The organism is Streptomyces sp. BK022, assembly GCF_004217355.1.
GTDB classification, from domain to species: domain Bacteria; phylum Actinomycetota; class Actinomycetes; order Streptomycetales; family Streptomycetaceae; genus Streptomyces; species Streptomyces griseoluteus.
Window position 1 is genome coordinate 211622 of sequence record NZ_SHKU01000003.1, and the last position, 26274, is coordinate 237895.

Genomic DNA, 26274 nt, shown 5'->3' on the forward strand with positions numbered 1-26274 from the left:
CTCTCACATCCGGAAGACGCCGAACCGGGGCTCTCCCAGCGGCGCGTTGGCACAGGCGGTCAGGGCGAGTCCGAGCACCTGACGGGTCTGGAGCGGGTCGATGACGCCGTCGTCCCAGAGGCGGGCGGTGGCGTAGTAGGCGCTGCCCTGGCTCTCGTACTGCGCGCGGATCGGGGCCTTGAAGGCGTCCTCGTCCTCGGCGGGCCACTCCTCGCCGCGCGCCTCCATCTGGTCCCGCTTGACGGTGGCGAGCACCGAGGCGGCCTGTTCGCCGCCCATGACGGAGATCTTGGCGCCGGGCCACATCCACAGGAAGCGGGGGGAGTAGGCGCGGCCGCACATCGAGTAGTTGCCCGCGCCGTAGGAGCCGCCGACGACGACCGTCAGCTTCGGCACCCGCGTGCAGGCGACGGCGGTCACCATCTTGGCGCCGTGCTTGGCGATGCCCCCCGCCTCGTAGTCCTTGCCGACCATGAAGCCGGAGATGTTCTGGAGGAAGACCAGCGGGATGCCGCGCTGGTCGCACAGCTCGATGAAGTGCGCGCCCTTCTGGGCGGACTCGGAGAACAGGATGCCGTTGTTGGCGACGATGCCGACCGGGTGGCCGTGGATGCGGGCGAAGCCGGTGACCAGGGTCTGGCCGAACTCGGACTTGAACTCGCTGAAGCGCGAGCCGTCCACCACGCGGGCGATGATCTCCCGGACGTCGTAGGGGGTGCGCGAGTCGACCGGGACCGCGCCGTACAGCCCGAAGGGGTCGACCTTGGGCTCGACGGCCTGGGTCACCTCCCAGGGGGCGTCCTTGCGGGCGGGGAGGGTGGCGACGATGTTCCGCACGATCCTCAGTGCGTGCGCGTCGTCCTCCGCGAGGTGGTCGGTGACACCGGAGACGCGGGAGTGGACCTCGCCGCCGCCCAGCTCCTCCGCCGTGACGACCTCGCCGGTGGCGGCCTTCACCAGCGGGGGGCCGCCCAGGAAGATCGTGCCCTGGTCGCGGACGATCACCGCCTCGTCGCTCATCGCCGGGACGTACGCGCCGCCGGCCGTGCAGGAGCCGAGGACGGCGGCGATCTGCGGGATGCCGGCCGCGGACATGCGGGCCTGGTTGTAGAAGATGCGGCCGAAGTGGTCGCGGTCGGGGAAGACCTCGTCCTGCATGGGCAGGAAGGCGCCGCCGGAGTCCACCAGGTAGACGCAGGGCAGGCGGTTGTCGAGGGCCACCTCCTGGGCGCGCAGGTGCTTCTTCACCGTCATCGGGTAGTACGTGCCGCCCTTGACCGTCGCGTCGTTGGCGACGATCACGCACTCGCGGCCGCTGACCCGGCCGATCCCGGCGATCACCCCCGCCGCCGGGGCCTGTCCGTCGTACATCCCGTCGGCCGCGAGGGGGGCCAGCTCCAGGAAGGGGGAGCCGGGATCGAGCAGGGCGTCCACCCGGTCCCTCGGCAGCAGCTTGCCGCGCGCGGTGTGCCGGGCGCGCGCCTTCTCGCCGCCGCCGAGGGCCGCGGCCGCCAGCTTGGCGCGCAGCTCCTCGCCCAGGGCGAGATGGGCCTGTTCATTGGCCCGCCAGGCCTCCGACGCGGGGTCTGCCGCGCTCGTCAGCTCCGGTGCCTCGTGCATCCTGCGAACCCCTCACCTTGTTAATGAGCGTTAACGCATTTCCCTCAGGTTAACGACCGCTAACCTCGCTGTCTACAATGACCCGCATGGCCAGCAGAACCGACGCCCCGACCCGGCGCCAGCAGATCCTCAAGGAGGCCGCGCGCCTCTTCGCCGAGCGCGGGTTCCACGGCGTGGGCGTGGACGAGATAGGGGCGGCGGTCGGCATCAGCGGCCCCGGCCTCTACCGGCACTTCCCCGGCAAGGACGCGATGCTCGCGGAGCTGCTGGTGGGCATCAGCGGCCAGCTCCTCACCGGCGCGCGCCGCCGCCTGGCGGAGACGGACGGGCACGCGGACGCCTCCGCGGTGCTGGACTCCCTCATCGAGGGCCACATCGACTTCGCCCTGGACGACCGCCCCCTGATCACCCTCCACGACCGCGAGCTGGACCGGCTGCGCGACAGCGACCGCAAGCTCGTCCGCCAGCTCCAGCGCCAGTACGTCGAACTCTGGGTCGGCGTCGTCCGTGAGGTCCACCCGAACCTCACCGAGCCCGCCGCCCGCTCGGCGGTCCACTCCGTCTTCGGCCTCCTCAACTCCACCCCCCACCTCGGCCGGGCCGGCACCCTCCCGGGCCGGGCGGTGACGGCGACGCTGCTGCACCGGATGGCGCGGGGCGCGTTCGCGGCGGCGGGGTCTTGAACGGGTCCTCAGCAGGAGGCGTCTCAGTACGCTGACCTCATGGACTACGCGAAGATGCGCGCGATCGCCGAGGAGCTCGGCGCCTACGCCGAGGGGCTCGAAGGAGCCTGGCGCGTCGAGATCGGTCCGTCCGGCCCGACACTGGCGATGATGTGCCCGTCGAAGCGCCACGAGGGCACGGTCCGCCGCATCTGCAAGCAGTTGGACGACCAGCTTCTCCGCACGCATCCCGGCTACATCTGCGCGAGCGGCCCCGAGATCGAACACCCCGCGATCGGCCGCATGCGCCTCCCCGACGCGGTCGTCATTCCCGAGGCCACCCTCGACGAGGAAGGTATCGCCGTCGATGCGACCCAGGTGCTGGCCGTCGTCGAGATCGTCTCTCCGTCGAACCCGACCAACGACTACGTCGAGAAGCTGGCCGACTACCCCGCCATGGGTATTGCCCACTACCTGATCGTCGACCCCCGCACCGGCACGATCGAGGTCCACTCCGACCCCTGCAAGGGCCGCTACGCCCGCAAGGACGCGTACATCTTCGGCGACACGGTCCCCTTCGGCCCCTGGCTGATCGACACCGCCGACTTCCGCCGCTACGGCAAGGCCGGTAGCTGACCCTCGCCGTCGTCCGGGGTGGGCAAGCTCACCCTGGACGGGTCCTCGTACTCGCCGGTATCTTCGGTTGAGCAAGCGCTTAGACATGCCCTGTGTCATGCCGAGGTACGTGGAGGTGGCGGCGTGCGCCGTACGGTGTTCAACGAGGATCACGAGGCGTTCCGGGAGACTCTCCGGGACTTCATCGAGTCCGAGGTCGTGCCGGTCTACGACGAGTGGTTCGCCGCCGGTCAGGCTCCGCGCGACTTCTACTACAAGCTCGGCGAGCTGGGCATCTTCGGCATCAACGTGCCGGAGGAGTTCGGTGGCGCGGGGATGGACAGCCACAAGTTCGAGGCGGTCCTCTACGAGGAGACCTCCCGCGCGGGCGTCCAGTTCGGCGGCTCCGGCGTGCACGTGCTGCTCGCCCTGCCCTACATCAAGATGCTGGCCACGGACGAGCAGAAGAAGCGTTTCCTGCCGAAGTTCGTCACCGGCGAGGAGATGTGGGCCATCGCGATGACCGAGCCGGGCACCGGCTCGGACCTCGCGGGCATGAAGACCACCGCCAAGCTCTCCGAGGACGGCACGCACTACGTCCTCAACGGCGCCAAGACCTTCATCACCGGCGGTGTGCACGCCGACAAGGTCATCGTCTGCGCCCGTACCTCCGCCCCGAAGGAGGACGACCGCCGGTTCGGCATCTCCCTCTTCGCCGTGGACACCAAGTCCGAGGGCTACTCCGTCGGCCGCAAGCTGGACAAGCTCGGCCTGAAGACCTCCGACACCGCCGAACTCGCCTTCGTGGACGTCAAGGTCCCCGTCGAGGACCTGCTCGGTGAGGAGAACAAGGGCTTCTCCTACCTCGGCCACAACCTGGCCTCCGAGCGCTGGGGCATCGCCTTCGGCGCCTACGCCCAGGCCAAGGCCGCCGTCCGCTTCGCCAAGCAGTACGTGCAGGACCGCACGGTCTTCGGCAAGCCGGTGTCGCACTTCCAGAACACCAAGTTCGAGCTGGCCGCCTGCCAGGCCGAGGTGGACGCCGCCGAGGCCGTCGCCGACCGCGCCACCGAGGCGCTGGACGCCGGCGAGCTGACCCCCGCCGAGGCCGCCTCCGCCAAGCTGTTCTGCACCGAGGTCGCCCACCGCGTGATCGACCGCTGCCTCCAGCTCCACGGCGGCTACGGCTACATGAACGAGTACCCGATCGCCCGCCTGTACGCGGACAACCGCGTCAACCGCATCTACGGCGGCACCAGCGAGATCATGAAGTCGATCATCGCCAAGGACATGGGCCTGTAAGGCCCCCGCAATGACTGGCCGGTACAACTACACGCCATGAGCCAGGCACTTCAGGACCTCCTCGATCTGCTCGACCTCGAGCGGATCGAGGAGGACATCTACCGCGGGCGGTCCCGCTCCGCCGTCGTCCCCCGCGTCTTCGGCGGCCAGGTGGCCGCACAGGCGCTGGTGGCGGCGGGGCGGACGGTCCCCGCCGACCGCGCCGCCCACTCGCTGCACGCGTACTTCCTGCGCACCGGCGACCCCGGCGCGCCGATCGTGTACAGCGTCGACCGCATCCGCGACGGCCGCTCCTTCACCACCCGCCGCGTGGTCGCCGTCCAGCACGGCAAGCCGATCTTCCACCTCTCCGCCTCCTTCCAGGCGTACGAGGACGGCCTCGACCACCAGGCCGCCATGCCCGAGGCGCCCGACCCGGCCACCCTGCCGACGTCCCAGGAGCGCCTGCGCGGCTACGCGCACCTCGACCCCGAGGTCGTCGAGCGTTTCCTGGAGGCGCGCGAGGCGATCGACCTGCGGTACGCGGACGAGCCGCCCTACGGGGAGTTCGGCGCCCCGCGCGAGCCGCACAGCCAGGTCTGGTTCCGCGCCAACGGCAAGCTGGACGACGACCCCCTGCTGCACGTCGTCCTCGCCACCTACGTCTCCGACATGACCCTGCTCGACTCGGTGCTGCTCGCCCACGGGCGCGGCGGCTGGGCCGTCGGGGACGTGGTCGGGGCCTCCCTGGACCACGCGATGTGGTTCCACCGCCCCTTCCGCGCCGACGAGTGGCTCCTCTACGACCAGGAGTCCCCCTCCGCGCACGGCGGCCGGGGTCTGGGCCAGGCCCGGATCTACACGCGGGACGGAGACCTCGCCATCTCCGTCGTCCAGGAGGGCGTGGTCCGCGTACCGCGCTGAGGCGTCACCTCCACGGTCCGGCGCCGGGGTTGGCCCCGCCGGCCTGCCCCGGCGCCCTCGGTCGCGGGAGTGCGCGCGCCGTGCGACCGGCTTCCGGGACGACCCGTCACTCAGTAGACCGCTCAACAGGACGCGCGACGCATCCGGGACTAGGCTTCATGAGTGAAAGCCGCAGCACACGGCTTGCCCGCTGGCGAGGTTTCCGGCTTCGGGACCTCAGCCGCAGCACCTGAGGGCGTCAAGGCGTACGGGTGGTCTGCAAGGCGTCGGCGGAGTGGGACCGTGCCGCTCAGCACACTGCGGTGACACCTGAAGACCGTGCCGCAATCTTCCTCTTCGCGGTGACGGCCATCCACCTCGCACCCAGATCGGGATCGCGAGAGACGATGGAGATGGAAGGTAATTTCTCATGCGATCAACGCGCGCGAGGCGTCTTGTCGCCCTGTCCGCCACCGGCCTTCTGCTGGCCGGCGGAGCAGCGGTGGGCGCCGCGGGCACCGCTTCGGCGACCCAGAACGGCAACCACAGCTCGTACGACAGGGACTATCGGGGCGGTCACCACAACGGCTACAACAACGACCGCGGCTGGTGGAACGATGACGACTGGGGTTGGGGTCGTCACCACAACAACTGGAACAACTGGGGTGACAACGACAACTACTGGGGTGGCCACGGCCACGGCGGTTACGGTCACGGCGGCTACGGCCACGGTGGCTACGGCCATGGCGGCGGCTACGGCGGCGGTCACGGTGGCGGCTACGGCGGCGGTCACGGTGGCGGCGGCCACGGCGGTGGCGGTCACGGTGGTGGCGGTCACGGTCGCTGACAACACCGCGATCTGAGCGAGACGTGCGGCCCCCGAGGGGGTCGCACTCCCGCGTCCGGGGCCGGGATCAGACGAGTCCGGCCTGGTCGAGCAGATACGCCGTCATCGGGTCGTAGTGGCGGGGGCTGACCACGTGGTCGTCCAGCGGGACCGCCACCTGGAGGGTGCCCTCGGCCTCGGCGAGGAACAGCGCCGGGTCGTTGCAGTCGGCGTATCCGGCCGCGTCGACGCCGTGCTGCGCCGCGTACCCGGCCCAGCCGTGGTCGGCCACGACGAGGTCCGGCAGCTCGCGGCCCTCGCGCTCAAGTCCGGTGAGAATGGCGCGCATCGGATCCCCGGAGTGGGTGTGCCACAGGGTCGCGCCATGCTCCAGGACGGCCACGTCGGCGAACTGCATGACGTACCCCTCGTCGGTCTGCAGCCGCTCCGGGATGACGACGATCTCGCAGCCGGCGGCGCGCAGCGCCGCGGCGGTGGCCCGGTGCACGTCCAGCAGCCCGCCCGGATGCCCGGTGGCGAACAGCACCCGCTGGCTGTCCTCGGCCGCCTTGCGCAGCCGCAGCGCGAGCCGCTCCAGCGCGGCGACGGTCAGCTCCGGGTCGATGGTGTCCTGCCCGTACCGGTGCTCGGCGTCGTCGTTCACGCCGACCCGCTCGGCCATCACCGCGAGCACGTCCTGCTCGTCGGTCCAGCGGTCGCCCAGCTCCAGGCCGAGCCAGAAATGCCGGTCGCCGTTGGCCAGCCTGCGGTAGTGGGAGAGGTTGTTCTCGCGGGGCGTCGCCACGTCCCCCGCGATCCGCGTTCTCACCAGATGGTCGACGAGCTGAGCACGGCTGGGCGTCCCGGATATCGGCATGCCCCCCATTGTGGGGCAGCGAACGATCCGCCGTCTCCGGGACGCCCCTCTTCCGGGGGACCCCGGCGGATCAGTGGTGGCGCAGGGCGAACCACAGCTCCATGCGGACGTCCGGATCGTCCAGGTCCGTGTCGAGGAGGGCGGCGCAGCGGGTGATGCGCTGGCGGACGGTGTTGCGGTGCACGTCCAGCGCGACCGCCGTACGGTCCCAACTCCCGTGCAGGGAGAGCCAGGTGCGCAGGGTCTCGGTGAGCGCCGGGCCCGCCGAGAGCGGGGCGAGGAGGGCCCGCGCGTGCTCCTCGGCGTCCGCGCGCGGCACCAGCTCGCTCAGCCCGGGCCGGGCGCCGTGCCGGACCAGCGGGGCGCGGGTGGCGCGGGCGCGGGCCAGCGCGCGGGCGGCCTGCGCGTCGGCCGACGGCCAGCCGCCGGGCTCGGCGGGCGCGCCGACGCCCAGCGTCCAGCCGGGCTGGGCGGCCGGCTCCCGCCCGCCGGGCACGAGGACGCGTACGACGTCCCTGCCCAGGTCGATCAGGGGTGAACCGAGCGCCGCGCCGAGGGCGGCCGCGCCGACGGGGTCGGGGGTGCCGTTCTCCGGGCGGGCGTGCACCACCAGCCACCGCTCGCCACTTCCCAGCAGGCCGGCCACCTCCGCCGGGGCCGCGCCCAGCAGCAGCCGCACCAGCGCCGAGGAACGGGCCGCGCCCGCCCCGCTCTGGTGCTCGCCGGTCAGCAGCGAGAGCAGTACGGCGGCGACGGAGGCGATGGTGTGGTCGGCCGGCTCGCGCCGCCGGGTGGCCACGCCGAGCACGAACCCGCCGCTGCCGCCCAGGGCGTACGCGGCGAGCTGGGTGTCGCCGAGTGAGTCGGCGGCGGAGGCGGGGGCCTCCCTGGGGGTGTCCTTCGAGCCGGTGTCCGGGCGTACCACCGCCGCCAGTTTCCGCAGCGCCTCCCGCGTCCCCGGTGCCGGCGCGCGGCCCGCGCTCGCGATCGCCGTGCCGTCGGGGGCGTACAGGAGGGCGTGGGCGGAGAGGCGCTGGGCGAGCTGGCGCAGGACCGAGGGGACCGGGTCGGGGCGGGAGGCGGCGGCCGCGAGGCTCTGCTGTGCCTCCGTGACCCGGCGCAGCTCGGCGAGGCGGGCCTGCGCCATGAGCTGCCACACCGCGCGGGCCACCCCGGAGAACGTGGTCCGGGGCGGCACCTCCAGCAGCGGCAGCCCGTACGCCTCGCACGCGGCGACCAGCGCGCGCGGCACCGTGTCGTGCACCGGGGCCAGTCCGAAGCCGAGTGCGGCACCCCCCGCCGCGACGATCCGGGACACGTAGTCCTCGAAATACTCCCCCGAGCTCTCGGCTTCGCTCGAGCAGGGGGCACCCCCATCGGCCCCCGCCGCCTCCGGCACGTGCACCCCGGCCGTCAGCAGCAGCTCGCCGCCCAGCAGATACGGGTACGGGTCGGCCATCTCCGAGGTGTGCGCCCAGTGGATCACGGTGTCCGGGGCCGGGGGACCGGCGATCTGGCGCAGGCCCAGGTCCTCGCGGGCCAGCAGCGCGGAGAGCGGCACGGGCGGGGTCGGCGGGACGGACGGGGCGGTCGGCTCCGACATGGTGTGCACATCCTCCTGTCCACCCCGTTCATATGGATGAAACGTACACTTCGCAGTCGCTTTCCGGCCACCTATCGTCTAGCGGAACGGCAGCCGCGGGTACGGGCGGATGTCCCCGCGGACCGCTGCCGTCGACACCCCCACGCCACCGCACGACACGCCACCGGACAAGCGCGCGAAGGAGGGCCCCAGCCCATGGCCGTCGACTACACAGTGATCGTCGTCTATCTCGCCGGGATGCTGGCCATGGGCTGGTGGGGCATGCGCCGCGCCAAGTCCAAGAGCGAGTTCCTGGTGGCCGGCCGCAGACTGGGCCCGGTCATGTACTCCGGCACCATGGCCGCCATCGTGCTCGGCGGCGCGTCCACCATCGGCGGGGTCGGCCTCGGCTACAAGTACGGCCTCTCCGGTGCCTGGATGGTCTTCACCATCGGCCTCGGCCTGCTCGCCCTGTCGGTGTTCTTCTCGGCCCGCATCGCCCGGCTGAAGGTCTACACCGTCTCCGAGATGCTGGACCTGCGCTACGGCGGCCGGGCCGGGGTCATCTCCGGCGTGGTCATGTGGGCGTACACCCTGATGCTGGCGGTCACCTCGACCATCGCCTACGCCACCATCTTCGACGTGCTGTTCGACATGAACCGCACCCTGGCGATCGTCCTCGGCGGCTCGATCGTCGTGGCGTACTCCACCCTCGGCGGCATGTGGTCGATCACGCTCACCGACATGGTGCAGTTCGTGGTGAAGACCATCGGCGTGCTGCTCCTGCTGCTGCCCATCGCCGTGGTCAAGGCGGGCGGCTTCTCGGGGATGAGGGCCAAGCTGCCGACCTCGTACTTCGACCCGCTGGGCATCGGCGGCGAGACGATCTTCACCTATGTGCTGATCTACACCTTCGGCATGCTGATCGGCCAGGACATCTGGCAGCGCGTGTTCACCGCCCGCGACGACCGCACCGCCAAGTGGGGCGGCACCGCGTCCGGCACGTACTGCCTGGTCTACGCCGTCGCCGGTTCGGTGATCGGCACCGCGGCCAAGGTGCTCTACCCCAAGCTCGCGAGCCCGGACGACGCCTTCGCCACCATCGTCAAGGACGAACTCCCCATCGGCGTCCGCGGCCTGGTGCTGGCCGCCGCCCTCGCCGCCGTGATGTCCACCTCATCCGGCGCCCTGATCGCCTGCGCCACCGTCGCCAACAACGACATCTGGTCCCGGCTCCGGGGCATCGTCCGCCCCGGCGGCGAGGAGCACGACGAGGTGAGGGGCAACCGCGTCTTCATCCTGATCATGGGCCTCGCGGTGATCGGCACCGCCATCGCGCTGAACAACGTGGTCGAGGCGCTGACCGTCGCGTACAACCTGCTCGTCGGCGGGCTGCTGGTGCCGATCCTCGGCGGGCTGCTGTGGAAGCGCGGCACCGTGCAGGGCGCGCTCGCCGCCGTGATCGTCGGCGGCGCCGCGGTGATCGGCCTGATGGCGGGCTACGGCATCCTGGCCAACGAGCCCGTCTACTACGGCCTGCTCGCCTCCCTCGCCGCCTACCTGGTGGTCTCCCTGGCCACCCGGCCCACCGACGAACGCGTCCTCGCCGTCTGGCGCGACCGCCTCGCCGGCAAGTCCCCCGAACTCCCGTCCGAACCGGTACCGGCTCACCAGTAGAGTCGTACGGAAAGCAGTACATGCGCGACGAAGCGCAAGGAAGAAGGCATTTCACGATGAGCAGCTCCGAGACGCCCCGCGGGCCCGTCGACTCCTCCCGCGTCCCGCGCTACGCGGGCCCCGCGACCTTCGCCCGGCTGCCCCGGCTGGACGAGGTCGGCCGCGCGGACGTCGCCGTGGTCGGCGTGCCGTTCGACTCCGGTGTCTCGTACCGGCCGGGCGCCCGCTTCGGCGGCAACGCCATCCGCGAGGCGTCCCGGCTGCTGCGCCCGTACAACCCCGCGCAGGACGCCTCCCCCTTCGCCCTCGCGCAGGTCGCCGACGGCGGCGACATCGCGGTGAACCCGTTCAACATCAACGAGGCCGTCGACACCATCGAGGCCGCCGCCGACGACCTGCTCGGCACCGGCGCCCGCCTGATGACCCTGGGCGGCGACCACACCATCGCGCTGCCGCTGCTGCGAAGCGTCGCCAAGAAGCACGGCCCGGTCGCGCTGCTGCACTTCGACGCGCACCTCGACACCTGGGACACGTACTTCGGCGCCGAGTACACCCACGGCACGCCGTTCCGCCGGGCGGTGGAGGAGGGCATCCTCGACACCGAGGCGCTGTCCCACGTCGGCACGCGCGGCCCGCTGTACGGCAAGCAGGACCTCACCGACGACGAGAAGATGGGCTTCGGCATCGTCACCTCCGCCGACGTCTACCGCCGGGGCGCGGACGAGGTCGCCGACCAGCTCCGCCAGCGCATCGGGGACCGCCCGCTGTACATCTCCATCGACATCGACTGCCTGGACCCGGCCCACGCCCCCGGCACCGGCACCCCCGAGGCGGGCGGCATGACCTCCCGCGAGCTGCTGGAGATCCTGCGCGGGCTCGCCTCGTGCAACCTGGTCTCGGCGGACGTGGTCGAGGTCGCCCCGGCGTACGACCACGCCGAGATCACCTCGGTCGCGGCCTCGCACACGGCCTACGAACTCACCACCATCATGAGCCGTCAGATCGCGGCGGCCCGGAAGGACGCGTAAGCGACGTGACGCACGACCACGACCTGGAACTCCGCCCGACCGAGGCGCAGACGGAGGCGGCCCTGAATCCCCCGCCGGGGCGCAACGGCGGCGACCTGGTCGTGGAGACGCTGGCCGGGCTCGGCGCGACGACCGTCTTCGGGCTGCCCGGCCAGCACGCGCTCGGCATGTTCGACGCGCTGCGCCGCTCCTCGCTGCGCTACGTCGGTCTGCGGGTGGAGAACAACGCGGGCTTCGCGGCGGACGCGTACGGCCGGATCACCGGGGAGGCGGCGCCGCTGCTGCTCTCCACCGGGCCGGGCGCGCTGACCTCGCTGGCCGCGCTCCAGGAGGCGGCGTCGGCGTCGGCGCCGGTCCTGGCGATCAGCAGCCAGATCCCCACGGCCGGGCTCGGCGGTGGCCGACACGGTTATCTGCATGAACTCCCGGATCAGGCGGCGTCGTTCCGAGGGATTGTGAAGTCGGTTCACACGGTCCGCTCGCTCTCGCAGATCCCGTCGGCCGTCGCGGAGGCCTGGCGGTCCGCGCTGACCGCCCCGCACGGGCCGGTGTGGGTGGAGATCCCGCAGGACGTGCTGCTGGCGGAGACCTCGCTGCCCGTGGTGACGGCCCCGGACGCGACCCCGGAGGAACTCGTCCCGCGCGTCGAGCTCACGGCGGTGGCGGCCGACCTGCTGTCCCGCGCCCAGCGCCCGGCGATCATCGCGGGCGGGGGAGTCGTACGGTCCGACGCCTCGGGCAAGCTGCGGCAGCTGGCGGAGAAGCTGGACGCCCCCGTGGTGACCACCTTCGGCGGCAAGGGCGCCTTCCCCTGGGAGCACCCGCTCTCCCTCCAGTCCTGGCTGGAGGACCGGCACATGACCGACCTGCTGGAGGACGCGGACGTCCTGCTGGTGGTCGGGTCGGGGCTCGGTGAACTCTCCTCGAACTACCACACGTTCAAGCCGCGGGGCCGGGTCGTCCAGATCGAGGCCGACCTCGGCAAGCTGGAGTCCAACCACCCGGCGCTGGGCATCCACGCGGACGCCCGCCTCGCGCTCCAGGCGCTGCTGGAGACGGTGACCGAGCGGACGGACGCCGCGGCGCCGGAGCGGGTCCGGGACGTGCTCGGCCGCATCGCCGACCGCATCGCGGGGCAGGAACTCACGCTGGAGCAGGACGTGTTGGCGTCCGTGCGCCGGGCGCTCCCGGCCGGCTCGCCGTCCTTCTGGGACATGACGATCCTCGCCTACTGGGCCTGGTCCGCCTTCGACCCGCGCGGCGCCAACACCATGCACTCCGCCCAGGGCGCGGGCGGCCTCGGCTACGGCTTCCCGGCGGCGCTCGGCGCGGCGGCGGCGGACCCGAGCCGCCCGGTCCTCGCGGTCACCGGCGACGGCGGCGCCCTGTACTCGATCGCCGAGCTGGCCACGGCCCGTCAGTACGACCTGCCGGTCACCTGGCTGATCGTGGACGACGGCGGCTACGGCATCCTCCGCGAGTACATGACCGACGCCTTCGGCCAGGCCACGGCGACGGAACTGACCCGCCCGGACTACGTGGCGCTGGCCGAGTCCTTCGGGGTGCCGGGCGTGCGCACGAGCCCCGAGACCCTGGAGGCGGACCTGGCGAAGGCGCTGGCGACGCCCGGTCCCTCGGTGGTCGTGCTCCCCGCGGTCCTGCGGATGTTCGCGCCGACCCACCTGGACTGACCGGCCGCGCCGGACGCCGGGCAGCGGTGAACCTCCCCCGCGCGGGGGCGGGTTCACCGCTGTCGTGCGTCTACCAGATCGCGTCCACCCACTCCGGGTGGTCGATGAACGGGTTGCGGTTGTGCTGGTAGGTGTCGTAGATGACCTGGTTGCGCTTCTCCTCGAAGGCGCTCGGCGGGTCCTGGTCGTTCCACTGCTTGAGGACGGACAGTTTGCCCATGTACGGGGCGCTGCCGTTGTTGACCTTCTCGTCGGGCTCCAGGTCGGCGAAGCCGTCGCCGCCGTCGTAACGGACCGCCATGTAGAGGATCATGCGGGCCACGTCGCCCTTGTCCGCGTCGCGCGGCTCGAAGGAGTCGGAGTCGGTGAGGCTGCCGCCCCCGCCGCTGACCGCGCTGCCGCCGTTGTCGAAGTCCTTGTTGCCGCGGACGCTGTTGACCGACACGTCCGCCGGACGCAGGTGGTGCAGGTCGGTGCCGGGACCGGTCACCTCGCCGAAGTCGCCGTGCGACTTGGCCCAGGTGTGCTCGCGGTTCCAGTCGCCGACGTCGCCGCCGTTGAGGGACTTGCTGCGCGAGACACCGCTGTACAGCAGGATCACGTTGTTGCTGTTGTTCGGGTCCTGGTCGGTGACCTTCAGCGCGTCCCAGACCGCCGCGTACGAGATCTTGCTCTGGCTGCTGATGATGGTGTGCAGCGAGGACTTGAGACTCGCGCCCGTCTTGCCGACGGCGTTCTTGTAGTACGTCGTGTCGTACGAGGTCGTCGTCGCGCTCGCCGGGGAGGCGGTCGCCGTGGGCAGGGTGAGGCCGACGAGCAGGGCCGAGACGGCCAGTGCCGGGGCCTTCCAACGGGGTATGTGCGTCACGGACATGTGGGGGCCGATCTACGCGGGTTGATTGAGCCGACAACCAGAGCGTGACATGAACATGTATGAATGACGGTGAAGGGGAAGTGACCGTTGTGTGTCGAGAACCGGCATGTCGCCTGTCGTGAGCGTCCGTTGGCATGGCGGCGGCCGACCCCGTCCCCCCGGAGTCACTCCCCGGCCGTGTCGAGCAGCACCCGGGCCAGTTCGCGCGGCCGGGAGAACATCGGCCAGTGGCCGGTGTCCATGCGGACCAGCCGCCAGTGGCCGTCGGCCACCAACCGGGCCACCTCGTCGTCGGGTTCTTCCCCGCCGGGGGCGCACAGGACGTAGGTCGCCTTCAGGGTGCTGAGCGGTCCGGTCAGTGCGGCGGGCTCGGTCAGGGTGCGGCCCGGGTGGGGCGTGCAGCCGGCCACGATCCGGGCGATCTGCTGCTCGGTGAGGTCGTGGCCCGCGAAGTGGGAGGCGGGGGCGGGCGGCCAGAAGCCGTCGTTGCTGGCGAGGGAGGCTTCGAGCTCAGGCCAATGGCCGGCGAAGGACTCGCCGTCGGCCGGGACGCTGGAGTCGAGGAAAACGGTGTGCGCCAGGCGGTCCCCGATCCGCTCCGCGGCCTGGCCGACCGGGACCCCGGCGTAGCTGTGTCCCACGAGGACGACCTCGCGCAGATCCCGCCCCACGACTTCGTCGACGATGTCCTGGACGTGCGTCTGCTGCCCGGCCGGCAGCCCCTGCTTCTCGGCGAGACCGGAGAGCGTCAGCGGGTGGACGCCGTGACCGGCTTCCCGCAGGTGCGGCACGACGTCGTTCCAGGCCCACGCGCCCAGGCGGGCGCCCGGTACGAGTACGAAGTTGACCATGGGGCCACGGTAGCGGTGCTCCCGGGCGCCGGGGTCCCCTCCGGGGTCAACCGGTCCGGGCTCAGGGCCCACCCGACCGCGGGCCCACTGGACCTGACCTTCGAGACCCTGACCCTCCCGTCCCCTGCGGGTCAGCGCGTGATCACGTACACGGCGGAGCCGGGCTCGGCCTCGGAACGGGCGCTCCGCCTCCTGGTGCGGACCGGTCCTGGCGCACACCCGCTCACTCCCTGGTCTGCGCAGCGGTGACGAGGACGCCCCGTTCGAGCCCGCGGACCGCCGCTCCCGACAGGTGCACCTTCGCGCTGTGCCGCGGGTCCACGAAGCCGGCTTCCTTCTCCCCGCATCCTCCGGGCCGTCAGGGGACATCGGGACTCGGGGCCGGCCATCCCCGAAGCTCCGGGCGGATCGGGTCGTCCGGGTGGAATGCGTCCACGATCCCCCCGCCGAGCGTGATCACCAGCTTCGCCCAGCCAAGCCGCGCGCCGAGGGCCAGGCTGTCGTCGTACAGCCGGCCGAGGGCCAGCTCACCCAACGCTTCCCCTGTCCGCCGGGAGTCGGCAGGCCGCGCTTCCTCGGCGAAGGCCAAGTAGGTCCGGGTGCGGGCCACTTCGACGGCGGTGGCGCGGAACCGGACTCCCGAGCGCTGCGGGCCCAGCGAAACGGCGTAACCCCCCTCTCGGTCGGGCGCGATGAGGATCTCCTGGGCGTCCGGCGGTGTCCAGCCGCTGACGTGGAGGTCCACCACCCCGGTGAAGAGGAGGTAGAATTCGAAACGCTCCGTCCCGGAGGTCGGTCCGGCGTCGAACCCGAGGGTGACCGAGTCACCTCGCTCGTCGATGTGGACGTAGTGGAGTCGGCAGTCAGAGCTGCTCAAAGTAACTCCTCTCCCAGGGCTCGGGCAGCGTGCTGTGACGGCGCGTGTCGACCCGGTTCACAAAGGAACGCGGACCTGGGTCCGACCCGTCGCCGACCCTGGTGAAGGCGCTCACGTGCCCGACGAGCACCGAGTCGCTGCAGCCGAACGTCATGTCAACCCCCGCACCGCGGAGCCGGACGCGCAGCCGCCGGAACGCGTCCGGTGCGCTCACCGCGAGATCCCCGACGGCAGGCGGCGTCCACAGGCGGACGGCCAGCTGCTCCACCGCCAGGTACTGGAGATGACACTGGACGGTGTCGAACCCGGCATCCCGCCACTCCTGGGGCGGTTCGGCGGGGAACTCGGGCAGGTCGACCCGCAGAGTCAGCGTCGGCCCGCGCCAGTCCATGGTGAAGGAGCGGACCCGCAGGCGTTCGGAGAGCTCCGGCAGCCGCCCGTAAAGACCCGTGAGCTGCTGCGGGTTCACGATGTGCCGCAGGCGTCCGTGGCGCATGCCGGGTGCCCTCCTGTCCGCCGCGGGCCGGCCGATCTGAAGACCCTACGGGGACCTTCACGAACACCAGTGCAACCCTCCCCCCTCCCCAGGAGTCAATCCGTGCATGACGCATCGGATATCACCCCGCGCCCGCAAGGGCGCGCTCGCTGCTGTGCTGGGCGCAGCGCTGCTCGTGCCCGTTGTCGGCGCGGCCCCCGCATCCGCCGCCACCGCGGTCACCTGCACCTCCGCCAAGGACGGGCTCGCCGCGAAGCTCACCAAGGACATCGGGGCCGCGCTCGCCACGCGGAAGGGAAGTGTGGCGCTCGGGGTGTACGAGGCGGGCACGAAGACGACGTGCACCTCGCGGGCGACCAGCTCCTACGACTCGGCGAGCACCGTCAAGGTCACCGTGCTGGCCACCCTGTTGTGGGACGCGAAGAAGCACAACCGGTACCTGACCGGCACCGAGACCTCGCTGGCCACGGCGATGATCACGAAGTCGGACAACACCGCGACCAGCAAGCTGTGGAAGCAGCTCGGCGTGGCGAAGATCAAGAGCTTCCTCACGGCCGCCGGGATGACGAAGACGACGCCGGGTGCGAACGGCTACTGGGGCCTGACCCAGATCAACGTCACGGACGAGCAGAAGCTGCTGAAGCTCGTCACCGCCAAGAACACCGTGCTGAGCGACAATTCCCGTGCCTACATCCTGAAGTTGATGGGCAATGTCGTCTCCTCCCAGCGCTGGGGCACCCCCGCCGGCGCCCCCTCCACCGTCGCCGTGCACGTCAAGAACGGCTGGCTGCAGCGCTCCACCCACGGCTGGCGCGTCCACAGCCTCGGTACCTTCAACGGCGGCGGCCACGACTACACGATCACCGTGCTGACCCAGGACAACAGCACGATGGACTACGGCGTCACCACCATCCAGAACATCGCCAAGGCCGTGCACAGGGACCTCGTTCCGACGGCGTCCAAGTCCGCCGTCTACGTCCCCACCAGCACCCCCCGCGAGGCGTTCGTCGCGACCCCGCCGCAGGGCTGATCCTTCACCGGGCGCTCTCCCGCCGGTCACCGTGCACGCCCTACGGTGACCGGCATGCGCACCCGGAACCTGCTCGCGGCCCTCGCCGCCGCCACCCTCGCCGCCACCGGCACCGCGAACGCCGGCGCCAACACCTCGCGACCACACGCCTGTTCGGCCTCCGTCGCCATCGACGGCTTCTCCGACGCCCTCGACAAGACCACCTACGACGGCCGCTACGTGGGCAACCTCTCCGCCCTCGCCGTCGACCGCGACGGTTCACTCGCCGCGCTCTCGGACCGCTCCACCCTGTTCCGTCTGGACGCCCGGGGACCGGCGGGAGCCGTGACGCTCCCCGGCGACCTCGACTCCGAGGGACTCGCCGTCGACCGGGACGGCACCCGACTGGTCACCTCGGAGACCGAGCCCTCCGTACGCCGCTACTCCCGCGAGGGCGAGCTCCTGGAACGGCTCCCCGTCCCGCCGGACCTCGCCGTCGCCCCCGTCGGCCGCGCCACCGCCAACCAGACCTTCGAGGGCCTCACCCTCCTCCCCGGCGGCCGTACCCTCCTCGCCTCCATGGAGTACGCCCTCGCCGGCGACGCCCCCGGCACCGTCCGCTTCCAGACCTGGACGCGGGACCACGGCCGCTTCCGCCTCGGCGCGCAGTACGCGTACCGCACCGACGACCCCCGTCTGGGCGTGCCCGAGGTGCAGGCCACCCCCGACGGACGCCTCCTCGTGCTGGAGCGCGGGTTCGAGGCGGGCGTCGGCAACACCGTCCGGCTCAGCCTCGCCGACCCCCGCCACGCGACCGACACGTCCCGTGTCCAGCACCTGACCGGCCAGCCCGGCGTACGCCCGATGGGCAAGACCCGGCTGGCCGACCTCGCCGACTGTCCCGCCCTCGGGGCGACCGCCCGCCAGCCCCAGCCCAACCCGCTGCTGGACAACATCGAGGGGATGACCGTCACGGGCGGCGGCCACAAGGCCCTCGAGGTGCTCCTCGTCAGCGACGACAACCAGAACCCGGCCCAGACGACCCGGCTCTACCGCCTCCGCGTCCGCCTCAGCTGAGACTCCCGTCCGCGTTCCAGTCCGCGGGGATCTGTGCGGACAGCCCCAGCGCCCGCGCCCTCTCCTCCACATGCCGCCGGATCGCGTCGTGCGGATCGCGCCGCCCCCGCCCCACCGCGTGGATGGCCCGCCGCAGATCCTCCGCGCCGTGCAGGTCGGCCGGCCGTACCGGGTAGCCGCCGTCCGGGAGCGACCACCCCTGGGACGCGCAGTACCGCCGGGCCGCCGCGTCCAGGTCGGCCGCGTCCGGCACGTCGATGTTGCCCTTGTCCATGACCGCCTCCAGCGCAGAGTCCGTACGACGCGTCGCATTCCAGCACAGACCGGGACGGCTCGCCCGCCGGGCGGCGCACCTCCGCCCGGAATACCCCCCTGCGCCCCCGCGTTTGTGCCTCACGGAAGATCAGGCAGAGCGACGGAGGACACCCGCGTGGGACCGCAACAAGGATGGGCGCGACGGCTGGCGGGATACGCCTGGCGCCATCCGAAGGACGTCGTCCTGGCGCTGGGCGCCTCGCTGGGCGGGATGGCCGTCATGGCCGTGGTCCCGCTGGTCACCAAGGTGATCATCGACGACGTGATCGGCGACCACACCCGCGACATGGCCCCCTGGGCGGGCGCCCTGATCGCCGCCGCCCTGCTGATCTACGCCCTCACCTACGTCCGCCGCTACTACGGCGGACGGCTCGCCCTGGACGTCCAGCACGACCTCCGTACCGGGATGTACGACACGATCACCCGGCTCGACGGCCGCCGTCAGGACGAGCTGTCCACCGGGCAGGTCGTCGGCCGGGCCACCAGCGACCTCCAGCTCATCCAGGGGCTGCTGTTCATGCTCCCGATGACCATCGGGAACGTCCTGCTCTTCCTGATCTCGCTCGGCATCATGGCCTGGCTGTCGCTCCCGCTGACCCTGGTCGCGCTCGCGGTCGCCCCCGCCCTCGGCTGGATCGCCCGCCGCAGCCGGACCCGGCTGCACCCCGCCACCTGGTACGCCCAGGCCCAGGCCGCCGCCGTCGCGGGCGTGGTCGACGGCGCGGTGAGCGGCGTACGCGTGGTGAAGGGGTTCGGGCAGGAGGACCAGGAGACCGGGAAGCTGCGCGAGGTCGGCCGCAGGCTGTTCGCGGGACGGCTGCGCACCATCCGGCTGAACAGCAAGTACACCCCGGCCCTCCAGGCCGTCCCGGCGCTCGGCCAGGTCGCGATGCTGGCCCTCGGCGGCTGGCTGGCGGTACGCGGGCACATCACGCTCGGCACCTTCGTCGCCTTCTCCACCTACCTCGCCCAGCTCGTGGGCCCGGTCCGGATGCTCGCCGTGGTGCTCACCATCGGCCAGCAGGCCCGGGCGGGCACCGAGCGCGTCCTGGAACTGATCGACACCGAGCCGTCCCTGAAGGACGGCACCAAGACCCTCCCCGCCGACGCCCCCGCCTCCGTCGAGTTCGACGACGTCTCCTTCGGCTACGACGCCGAGCGGCCGGTCCTCGACGGGCTCACCCTGGAGATCCGCCCCGGCGAGACGCTGGCCGTCGTCGGCTCCTCCGGCTCCGGAAAGTCCACCCTCTCCCTGCTGCTGCCGCGTTTCTACGACGTCACCCACGGCGCCGTCCTGGTCGGCGGCCACGACGTGCGCGAGCTGACGCTGGACTCGCTGCGCGCCGCGATCGGCCTGGTCCCGGAGGACTCCTTCCTGTTCTCCGCCACCGTCCGCGAGAACATCGCCTACGGCCGCCCCGACGCCACCCAGGACGAGATCGAGGCCGCCGCCCGCGCCGCCCAGGCCGACCGGTTCGTCCGAGAGCTGCCCCAGGGGTACGACACCAAGGTCGGCGAACACGGCCTGACCCTCTCCGGCGGCCAGCGCCAGCGCCTCGCGCTCGCCCGCGCCCTGCTCACCGACCCCCGCCTGCTGGTGCTGGACGACGCCACCTCGGCGGTGGACGTGAGGGTCGAGCACGAGATCCACGAGGCGCTGGCCCACGTCATGGCGGGCCGCACCACCCTGCTCATCGCCCACCGCCGCTCCACCCTCAGCCTCGCCGACCGCATCGCCGTACTGGACGGCGGCCGCCTGGTCGGCCTCGGCACCGACGAGGAGCTCCAGGAGAGCTGTCCGCTCTACCGCAGGCTGCTCACCGACCCCGACGAGCTGGGCGCCCCCTCGCCGGGCCACGCCCGCCCGGCCGAGCAGGCCGAGGACACCTCCGTACGCGACGAACTGGACGCGGAGTTCGACGCCGAGCGCGGGGTCACCCCCCGGCTGTGGACCGGCGACCGCACACCGCGGGAGCAGACCCTCTCCGGCGCCCCGGCCACCCCCGAGCTGCTCGCCCAGGTGGAGGCGCTGCCCCCGGCCACCGACACCCCGGACGTGGACGAGGCCCGCGCGGTCCGCGCCGAGGACTCCTACGGGCTGCGCCGGCTGCTGCACGGCTTCGGGCGTCCCCTGCTGGTCAGCCTGGCGCTGGTCGCCGTCGACGCGGGCTCGGGCCTGCTGCTGCCGGTGCTGATCCGGCACGGCATCGACGAGGGCGTGACCCGTACCGCCCTCGGCGCGGTCTGGGCGGCCTCCCTGCTCGGCCTGCTCACCGTGCTGGTGCAGTGGACCGCGCAGTACGGCGAGACCCGGATGACCGGCCGCACCGGCGAGCGCGTGCTGTACGCGCTGCGTCTGAAGATCTTCACCCAGCTCCAGCGGCTCGGCCTCGACTACTACGAGCGCGAGCTGACCGGCCGGATCATGACCCGGATGACCACGGACGTGGACGCGCTGTCCACGTTCCTGCAGACCGGCCTGGTCACCGCCTTCGTCTCGGTCGTCACCTTCTTCGGCATCATGGGCGCCCTGCTCGTGCTGGACGTCCAGCTCGCGCTGGTCGTGTTCGCCACGCTGCCCCCGCTGGTCCTCGCCACCTTCTTCTTCCGCCGGGCCAGCGTGAAGGCGTACGAGCTGGCGCGGGAGCGGGTGTCGGTGGTGAACGCCGATCTCCAGGAGTCGGTGGCGGGCCTGAGGATCGTGCAGGCGTTCCGCCGCGAGCGGGACGGCGGGCGCCGGTTCGCCGAGCGCAGCGAGTCCTACCGGCAGGCCCGTATCCGGGGGCAGTGGCTGATCTCCCTCTACTTCCCCTTCGTGCAGCTCCTGTCCTCGGTCGCGGCCGCCGCCGTGCTGGTCTCGGGCGCCGGGCGGGTGGAGGCGGCCACGCTGACCACGGGCGCGCTGGTCGCCTACCTGCTCTACATCGACCTGTTCTTCGCCCCGGTGCAGCAGCTGTCCCAGGTCTTCGACGGCTACCAGCAGGCCACGGTGTCGCTGGGCCGCATCCAGGAGCTGCTGCGCGAACCGGCCTCCACCGGGGCCGCCGACGCCCCGCTGGAGGTGCTCTCGCTGCGCGGCGACATCGCCTTCGAGGACGTGTCCTTCGCCTACGGCGACGAGGAGGAGGCGCTCACCGGGATCGACCTCGCCATCCCGGCCGGGCAGACCGTGGCGTTCGTCGGGGAGACCGGCGCGGGCAAGTCGACCCTGGTCAAGCTGGTCGCGCGGTTCTACGACCCGACCTCGGGCCGGGTCACCGCCGACGGCACCGATCTGCGCGCGCTCGACCTCACCTCCTACCGGCACCGGCTCGGGGTGGTGCCGCAGGAGGCGTACCTGTTCCCCGGCACGGTCCGGGACGCCATCGCGTACGGGCGGCCGGACGCCACCGACGCGGAGGTGGAGGCGGCGGCGCGGGCGGTCGGCGCGCACGAGATGATCGCCACCCTCGACGGCGGCTACCTGCACGAGGTCGCCGAGCGCGGACGCAACCTCTCGGCCGGGCAGCGCCAGCTCATCGCCCTGGCCCGCGCCGAGCTGGTCGACCCCGACGTCCTGCTGCTGGACGAGGCGACCGCCGCGCTGGACCTGGCCACCGAGGCGCAGGTCAACCAGGCCACCGACCGGCTCGCGGGCCGCCGTACCACCCTGGTGGTGGCGCACCGGCTGACCACGGCCGCGCGCGCCGACCGGGTCGTCGTGATGGAGCACGGCCGGATCGTGGAGGACGGCCACCACACCGAACTCCTCGCCCGCGACGGCCGCTACGCCGACATGTGGCGGACCTTCATCGGCCAGTCGGAGCCGGAGGAGCCGGTCGGCGTCACCTCCTGAGGGGCACGATCGCCGGGGGCCGCGCAACCATCCGGCACATCCGAAGCGTCCGTACATCAGTACGTAGATCGCAAAAGTGTGCCCACGGGGCGGGGAAGGACGAGCGGTGGACGGTGGGGCGATACGGCGGTGGGCGGCACTCGGCGCGGCCGCGCTGTCCCTGTCCGGGGGGCTCGCCCTCGCGGCTCCCGGTACCGCCGAGGCGGCGACGAGCGGGCGGTGCGCGGGCCGCGAGGTGCGCGCGCTGCCGTTCCGCACCGGCACCGTCCACCTCTACCGGAGCAACGGCTACGTGTGCGCCACCACGGTCGCCAAGAAGTCCGGCTCCGGCCTCCTGCTGGTCAGCGTGCAGGCGCGCGGCAACCGGCCGGTGACCGACCAGGGCCGCTACCGGCACCACGCCGGGCCGGTGACCGTCCACGCCGGGCACCGGTGCGTCAAGGTGCGCGGCGCGGCGGGCCGGGGCGCCGTCGCCTCCGGCTGGATTCTGTGCTGATCGCACGAACCGGCCAATCCCCTCTGGTGTGAAGGCAGTTGCTCGGATAGCTTCCGGCGGACATCTGTCTCACAGGGGAGAGTGCGCATGCGCAAGGCGCTGAGATGGCTGCTGGCGCTCACGGTGCTCATCGGCACACTGGGCACGGCGGGCACAGCGGGGGCGGCCACCACCGCACCGCAGGCACCCACGGACATCAAGGACCGGCTGCTGGCGATACCCGGCATCAGCCTGGTGGAGGAGAAGCCGTACACCGGCTACCGCTATTTCGTCCTGAACTTCACCCAGCCGGTCGACCACCGGCACCCGGACCGGGGCACCTTCCAGCAGCGGATCACCGTGCTGCACAAGGACGTGAGCCGCCCGACCGTCTTCTACACCGGCGGCTACAACGTCTCCACCACGCCGTCCCGCCGCGAGCCCACCCAGATCGTGGACGGCAACCAGGTCTCGCTGGAGTACCGCTTCTTCACCCCGTCCCGCCCGGCGCCGGCCGACTGGTCGAAGCTGGACATCTGGCAGGCGGCGAGCGACCAGCACCGCGTCTTCGAGGCGCTGAAGCCGCTGTACTCCGCCAACTGGCTGGCCACCGGCGGCTCCAAGGGCGGCATGACGGCCACCTACTACGAGCGCTTCTACCCCCGCGACATGGACGGCGTGGTCGCCTACGTCGCCCCCAACGACGTGGTCAACGACGAGGACTCGGCCTACGACCGCTTCTTCGAGCGCGTCGGCACCGAGGAGTGCCGCGACAAGCTCAACGCCGTCCAGCGCGAGGCGCTCGTCCGCCGCAAGCCGCTGGAGCAGCGCTACGCCCAGTACGCCGCCGACAACGGCTACACCTTCACCACCATCGGCTCCCTGGACAAGGCGTACGAGGCCGTCGTCCTGGACTACGTGTGGGGCTTCTGGCAGTACAGCGGCCTCGCCGACTGCGACTCCATCCCGTCCGGCGCCGCCACCGCCACCGACGACGCGATCTGGGACTCGGTCGACACCATCTCCGGCTTCTCCGCCTACACCGACCAGGGCCTCGAGCAGTACACGCCGTACTACTACCAGGCGGGCACCCAGCTCGGCGCGCCCACCATCCACTTCCCGCACATCGAGCGGAAGCTGATCCGCTACGGCTACCAGCCGCCGCGCAACTTCGTGCCCCGCTCCATCCCGATGCGCTTCCAGCACGGCGCCATGCGGGACGTGGACAACTGGGTCCGGCACGACGCCCGGCACATGCTCTTCGTGTACGGGCAGAACGACCCGTGGGGCTCGGAGCGCTTCCGCCCCGGCGCGGGCGCCCGTGACTCCTACGTGTTCACCGCGCCCGGCATGAACCACGGCGCGAACGTCGCCGGACTCGTCGCCGACGAGCGGGCCTTCGCCACCGCCCGCATCCTCAAGTGGGCCGGGGTGGCGTCCCCGGCGGTCCAGGCCGACCCGTCGGCGGCGAAGCCGCTGGCTCGGTTCGACGGCCGGCTGGACGTACGGGACGTGGAGCGCGAGCCCGCGCTGCGCCCGTAGGACAGCAGGGGGAGGGGGCGCCGGATCTCGTCCGGCGCCCCCTTCGCCGTCTGCGGGCGCGGTGGGTGATGCCCCGTGAGTTCCCTTGACGGAAAGAAACTTCCCGGATATTGGTGACTTCCGAAAGTTTCCTTCAGCGGTTCTCTCCTCCGGAAGGGGCGCACGTGCACCACACCAGCACGGGAAGCACGGGAAACACCGCGGGACCCTCCAGACGGTCCCTGTTCGCGAGCGCGGCCGGCCTCGGCGCCGCGCTCGCCGTCCCCGCCGCCTCCGGGAAGGCCCACGCCGCCGCCCCGGACGACACGGCGCTGCGCGCGGTCATCGCCCGGATGACGCTGGAGGAGAAGGTCGGCCAGCTCTTCGTCTCCCGGATCTACGGCCACTCCGCCACCGCCCCCGACCAGGCGGACATCGACGCCAACCTCAAGGAGCTCGGCGTCCGCACGGCCGACGAGCTGATCGAGCGGTACCGGGTCGGCGGCATCATCTACTTCACCTGGGCGCACAACACCCGCGACCCGCACCAGATCGCCGAACTCTCGGACGGCATCCAGCGCTCCTCGCTGACCCGGCCGCGCGGGCTGCCCATGCTCATCGCCACCGACCAGGAGCACGGCGCCGTCTGCCGGATCGGCAAGCCCGCCACCCTGCTCCCCGGCGCCATGGCGCTCGCCGCCGGCCGCTCCCGCACCGATGTCCGCAACGCCGGCCGCATCTCCGGCACCGAGCTGCGCGCGATGGGCGTCAACCAGGACTACGCGCCCGACGCCGACGTCAACGTCAACCCGGCCAACCCGGTCATCGGCGTAAGGTCCTTCGGCGCCGACCCCGCCCTCGTCGGCGCCCTGGTGGCGGCCGAGGTGCAGGGCTACCAGGCGGCCGGGGTCGCGGCCACCGCCAAGCACTTCCCGGGCCACGGCGACACGGCCGTCGACAGCCACACCGGCTTCCCCGTCATCACGCACAGCCGGGAGCAGTGGGACACGCTGGACGCGGTGCCGTTCAGGGCCGCCGTCGCCGCGGGCATCGACTCCGTGATGACCGCTCACATCCAGTTCCCCGCCCTCGACCCCTCCGGCGACCCCGCCACCCTCTCCCACCCCATCGTCACCGGCATCCTGCGCGGCGAACTCGGCTACGACGGCGTGGTCATCACCGACTCCCTCGGCATGGAGGGCGTCCGCACCAAGTACGGCGACGACCGGGTGCCGGTGCTCGCGCTCAAGGCCGGGGTGGACCAGCTGCTCAACCCGCCGTCCATGGACGTGGCCTGGAACGCGGTGCTGGCGGCCGTCCGCAGCGGCGAGCTGACCGAGGCCCGCGTGGAGGAATCGGTTCTCCGCATCCTGCGCATGAAGGCGAGGCTCGGCCTCTTCCAGAACACCGGCGTCACCCGGGCGGGCGTCGACCGGACCGTGGGCAACAAGATGCACCTCGTCGCCGCCGCCCGCATCGCCGACCGCACCACCACCCTGCTGGTCAACGAGGGCCGGCTGCTCCCGCTGGACCGGCGCAGGCAGCCGAGGGTCCTGGTCGTCGGCGCCGACCCGGCCTCCCCCTCCGGCACCACCGGCCCGCCCACCGGCGTACTGGCCGCCGCGCTGACCGGACTGGGCTTCACCGCCACGGCCCTGTCCACCGGCACCGCGCCCACGGCGGACGCCGTCACCAGGGCGGTCACCGCCGCCCAGGACGCCGACGCGGTGATCGTGGCCACGTACAACGTGACCGCGTCCAGCTCCCAGCGCACCCTGGTCCGGCGCCTGCTGGCCACCGGGCGGCCGGTGATCGCGCTGGCGATCCGCAACCCGTACGACGTCGCCCAGCTCCCCGAGGTCAAGGCGCACCTGGCCGCCTACTGCTGGACCGATGTCGAACTCCGGGCCGCGGCACGGGTGATCGCGGGCCGGGTGAGGCCGCGCGGCAAGCTCCCGGTGCCCGTCGCCCGGGCCGACGACCCGGCGAAGGAGCTGTATCCCCTCGGGCACGGACTGAGCTACTAGGAGCCCGCGAAAAAAACTCCCCCCGGCGTGCAACCCTTCGCCGCCATCCGGTGTCGTACTACGCGTCAGGGCTTCGGGGGGGATTCCGTGGGGGGATTGCGAAGCTCCGGCACTTAGGGGGAAAGCCGAGGGGGCGTCCCCGGTCCACAGGACCG

23 protein-coding genes are annotated in these 26274 nt (G+C 72.0%); 15 read left to right on the forward strand and 8 right to left on the reverse strand.

Annotated features, from left to right (window positions below; genetic code table 11):
* Positions 1-3: 3 nt before the first annotated feature.
* Positions 4-1620 carry a carboxyl transferase domain-containing protein gene (locus EV284_RS12490; protein ID WP_130333338.1) on the reverse strand — a complete coding sequence of 539 codons (1617 nt, stop codon included), beginning with the start codon at positions 1618-1620 and terminating at the stop codon, positions 4-6.
* An 86-nt stretch (positions 1621-1706) separates the two neighbouring features.
* Here EV284_RS12490 and EV284_RS12495 point away from each other — a divergent pair, with 86 nt between their 5' ends.
* From EV284_RS12495 to EV284_RS12515, 5 genes are all read left to right on the forward strand, one after another.
* A complete protein-coding gene (locus tag EV284_RS12495) occupies positions 1707-2303 on the forward strand; it encodes a TetR/AcrR family transcriptional regulator (RefSeq protein ID WP_130333340.1) in 597 nt (198 codons plus the stop codon).
* 39 nt (positions 2304-2342) lie between these two features.
* Positions 2343-2918 (forward strand): Uma2 family endonuclease, encoded by a 576-nt coding sequence (locus tag EV284_RS12500; RefSeq protein ID WP_130333342.1) that lies wholly within the window; start codon positions 2343-2345, stop codon positions 2916-2918.
* 123 nt (positions 2919-3041) lie between these two features.
* Positions 3042-4199, forward strand: coding sequence for an acyl-CoA dehydrogenase family protein (locus EV284_RS12505; protein ID WP_130333344.1), 1158 nt, complete (start codon positions 3042-3044; stop codon positions 4197-4199).
* Positions 4200-4235: 36 nt separating this feature from the next.
* A complete protein-coding gene (gene tesB / locus EV284_RS12510; protein WP_130333346.1) occupies positions 4236-5102 on the forward strand; it encodes an acyl-CoA thioesterase II in 867 nt (288 codons plus the stop codon).
* 409 nt (positions 5103-5511) lie between these two features.
* A complete protein-coding gene (locus tag EV284_RS12515) occupies positions 5512-5928 on the forward strand; it encodes a hypothetical protein (RefSeq protein ID WP_130333348.1) in 417 nt (138 codons plus the stop codon).
* Positions 5929-5995: 67 nt separating this feature from the next.
* Here EV284_RS12515 and EV284_RS12520 read toward each other — a convergent pair whose 3' ends face one another.
* Complete coding sequence (locus EV284_RS12520) at positions 5996-6784, reverse strand: phosphatase (RefSeq protein WP_130333350.1); 789 nt, start codon at positions 6782-6784, stop codon at positions 5996-5998.
* Between the two features lie 70 nt (positions 6785-6854).
* Positions 6855-8387, reverse strand: coding sequence for a PucR family transcriptional regulator (locus EV284_RS12525; protein ID WP_130333352.1), 1533 nt, complete (start codon positions 8385-8387; stop codon positions 6855-6857).
* Positions 8388-8582: 195 nt separating this feature from the next.
* Here EV284_RS12525 and EV284_RS12530 point away from each other — a divergent pair, with 195 nt between their 5' ends.
* Genes EV284_RS12530 through EV284_RS12540 form a run of 3 tightly spaced genes read left to right on the forward strand, consistent with a single transcriptional unit; the run spans position 8583 to position 12762 of the window.
* Positions 8583-10043: a sodium:solute symporter gene (locus EV284_RS12530; RefSeq protein ID WP_130333354.1), complete on the forward strand. Its 1461-nt coding sequence runs from the start codon at positions 8583-8585 to the stop codon at positions 10041-10043.
* A gap of 56 nt (positions 10044-10099) precedes the next feature.
* Complete coding sequence (gene speB, locus EV284_RS12535) at positions 10100-11071, forward strand: agmatinase (RefSeq protein ID WP_086691293.1); 972 nt, start codon at positions 10100-10102, stop codon at positions 11069-11071.
* Between the two features lie 5 nt (positions 11072-11076).
* Positions 11077-12762: a thiamine pyrophosphate-binding protein gene (locus EV284_RS12540; protein ID WP_130333356.1), complete on the forward strand. Its 1686-nt coding sequence runs from the start codon at positions 11077-11079 to the stop codon at positions 12760-12762.
* 70 nt (positions 12763-12832) lie between these two features.
* Here the strand turns inward: EV284_RS12540 and EV284_RS12545 are convergent, their stop codons facing one another.
* Together EV284_RS12545 and EV284_RS12550 are read right to left on the reverse strand one after the other, a co-directional pair.
* The gene (locus tag EV284_RS12545) at positions 12833-13636 is read right to left on the reverse strand and encodes an endonuclease (protein WP_130333358.1); all 804 of its coding nucleotides are present in this window, start codon (positions 13634-13636) and stop codon (positions 12833-12835) included.
* 164 nt (positions 13637-13800) lie between these two features.
* Positions 13801-14487: an alpha/beta hydrolase gene (locus EV284_RS12550; RefSeq protein ID WP_130333360.1), complete on the reverse strand. Its 687-nt coding sequence runs from the start codon at positions 14485-14487 to the stop codon at positions 13801-13803.
* A gap of 15 nt (positions 14488-14502) precedes the next feature.
* Between EV284_RS12550 and EV284_RS32670 the strand changes: the two genes are divergently transcribed.
* Positions 14503-14736, forward strand: coding sequence for a hypothetical protein (locus tag EV284_RS32670; RefSeq protein ID WP_242625663.1), 234 nt, complete (start codon positions 14503-14505; stop codon positions 14734-14736).
* 109 nt (positions 14737-14845) lie between these two features.
* Here the strand turns inward: EV284_RS32670 and EV284_RS12555 are convergent, their stop codons facing one another.
* Positions 14846-15364 (reverse strand): hypothetical protein, encoded by a 519-nt coding sequence (locus tag EV284_RS12555; protein WP_130333362.1) that lies wholly within the window; start codon positions 15362-15364, stop codon positions 14846-14848.
* Positions 15351-15860: an Imm50 family immunity protein gene (locus tag EV284_RS12560; RefSeq protein WP_130333364.1), complete on the reverse strand. Its 510-nt coding sequence runs from the start codon at positions 15858-15860 to the stop codon at positions 15351-15353. Before EV284_RS12560 ends, EV284_RS12555 begins: the two co-directional genes overlap by 14 nt.
* Before the next feature lie 106 nt (positions 15861-15966).
* On the opposite strand from EV284_RS12560, the gene EV284_RS12565 reads away from it, so the two are divergent.
* Positions 15967-16890, forward strand: coding sequence for a serine hydrolase (locus tag EV284_RS12565; protein ID WP_130333366.1), 924 nt, complete (start codon positions 15967-15969; stop codon positions 16888-16890).
* Between the two features lie 54 nt (positions 16891-16944).
* The gene (locus tag EV284_RS12570; protein WP_130333368.1) at positions 16945-17946 is read left to right on the forward strand and encodes an esterase-like activity of phytase family protein; all 1002 of its coding nucleotides are present in this window, start codon (positions 16945-16947) and stop codon (positions 17944-17946) included.
* On the opposite strand, the gene EV284_RS12575 is transcribed toward EV284_RS12570, so the two are convergent.
* Complete coding sequence (locus tag EV284_RS12575) at positions 17939-18220, reverse strand: hypothetical protein (RefSeq protein ID WP_130333370.1); 282 nt, start codon at positions 18218-18220, stop codon at positions 17939-17941. The genes EV284_RS12570 and EV284_RS12575 overlap by 8 nt on opposite strands.
* A gap of 156 nt (positions 18221-18376) precedes the next feature.
* Between EV284_RS12575 and EV284_RS12580 the strand changes: the two genes are divergently transcribed.
* From EV284_RS12580 to EV284_RS12595, 4 genes are all read left to right on the forward strand, one after another.
* A complete protein-coding gene (locus EV284_RS12580; protein WP_130333372.1) occupies positions 18377-22096 on the forward strand; it encodes an ABC transporter ATP-binding protein in 3720 nt (1239 codons plus the stop codon).
* A gap of 106 nt (positions 22097-22202) precedes the next feature.
* Positions 22203-22592: a hypothetical protein gene (locus EV284_RS12585; RefSeq protein ID WP_130333374.1), complete on the forward strand. Its 390-nt coding sequence runs from the start codon at positions 22203-22205 to the stop codon at positions 22590-22592.
* Between the two features lie 87 nt (positions 22593-22679).
* The gene (locus EV284_RS12590) at positions 22680-24113 is read left to right on the forward strand and encodes a S28 family serine protease (RefSeq protein WP_130333376.1); all 1434 of its coding nucleotides are present in this window, start codon (positions 22680-22682) and stop codon (positions 24111-24113) included.
* A gap of 164 nt (positions 24114-24277) precedes the next feature.
* Positions 24278-26119 (forward strand): glycoside hydrolase family 3 protein, encoded by a 1842-nt coding sequence (locus tag EV284_RS12595; RefSeq protein ID WP_130333378.1) that lies wholly within the window; start codon positions 24278-24280, stop codon positions 26117-26119.
* Positions 26120-26274 lie beyond the last annotated feature (155 nt).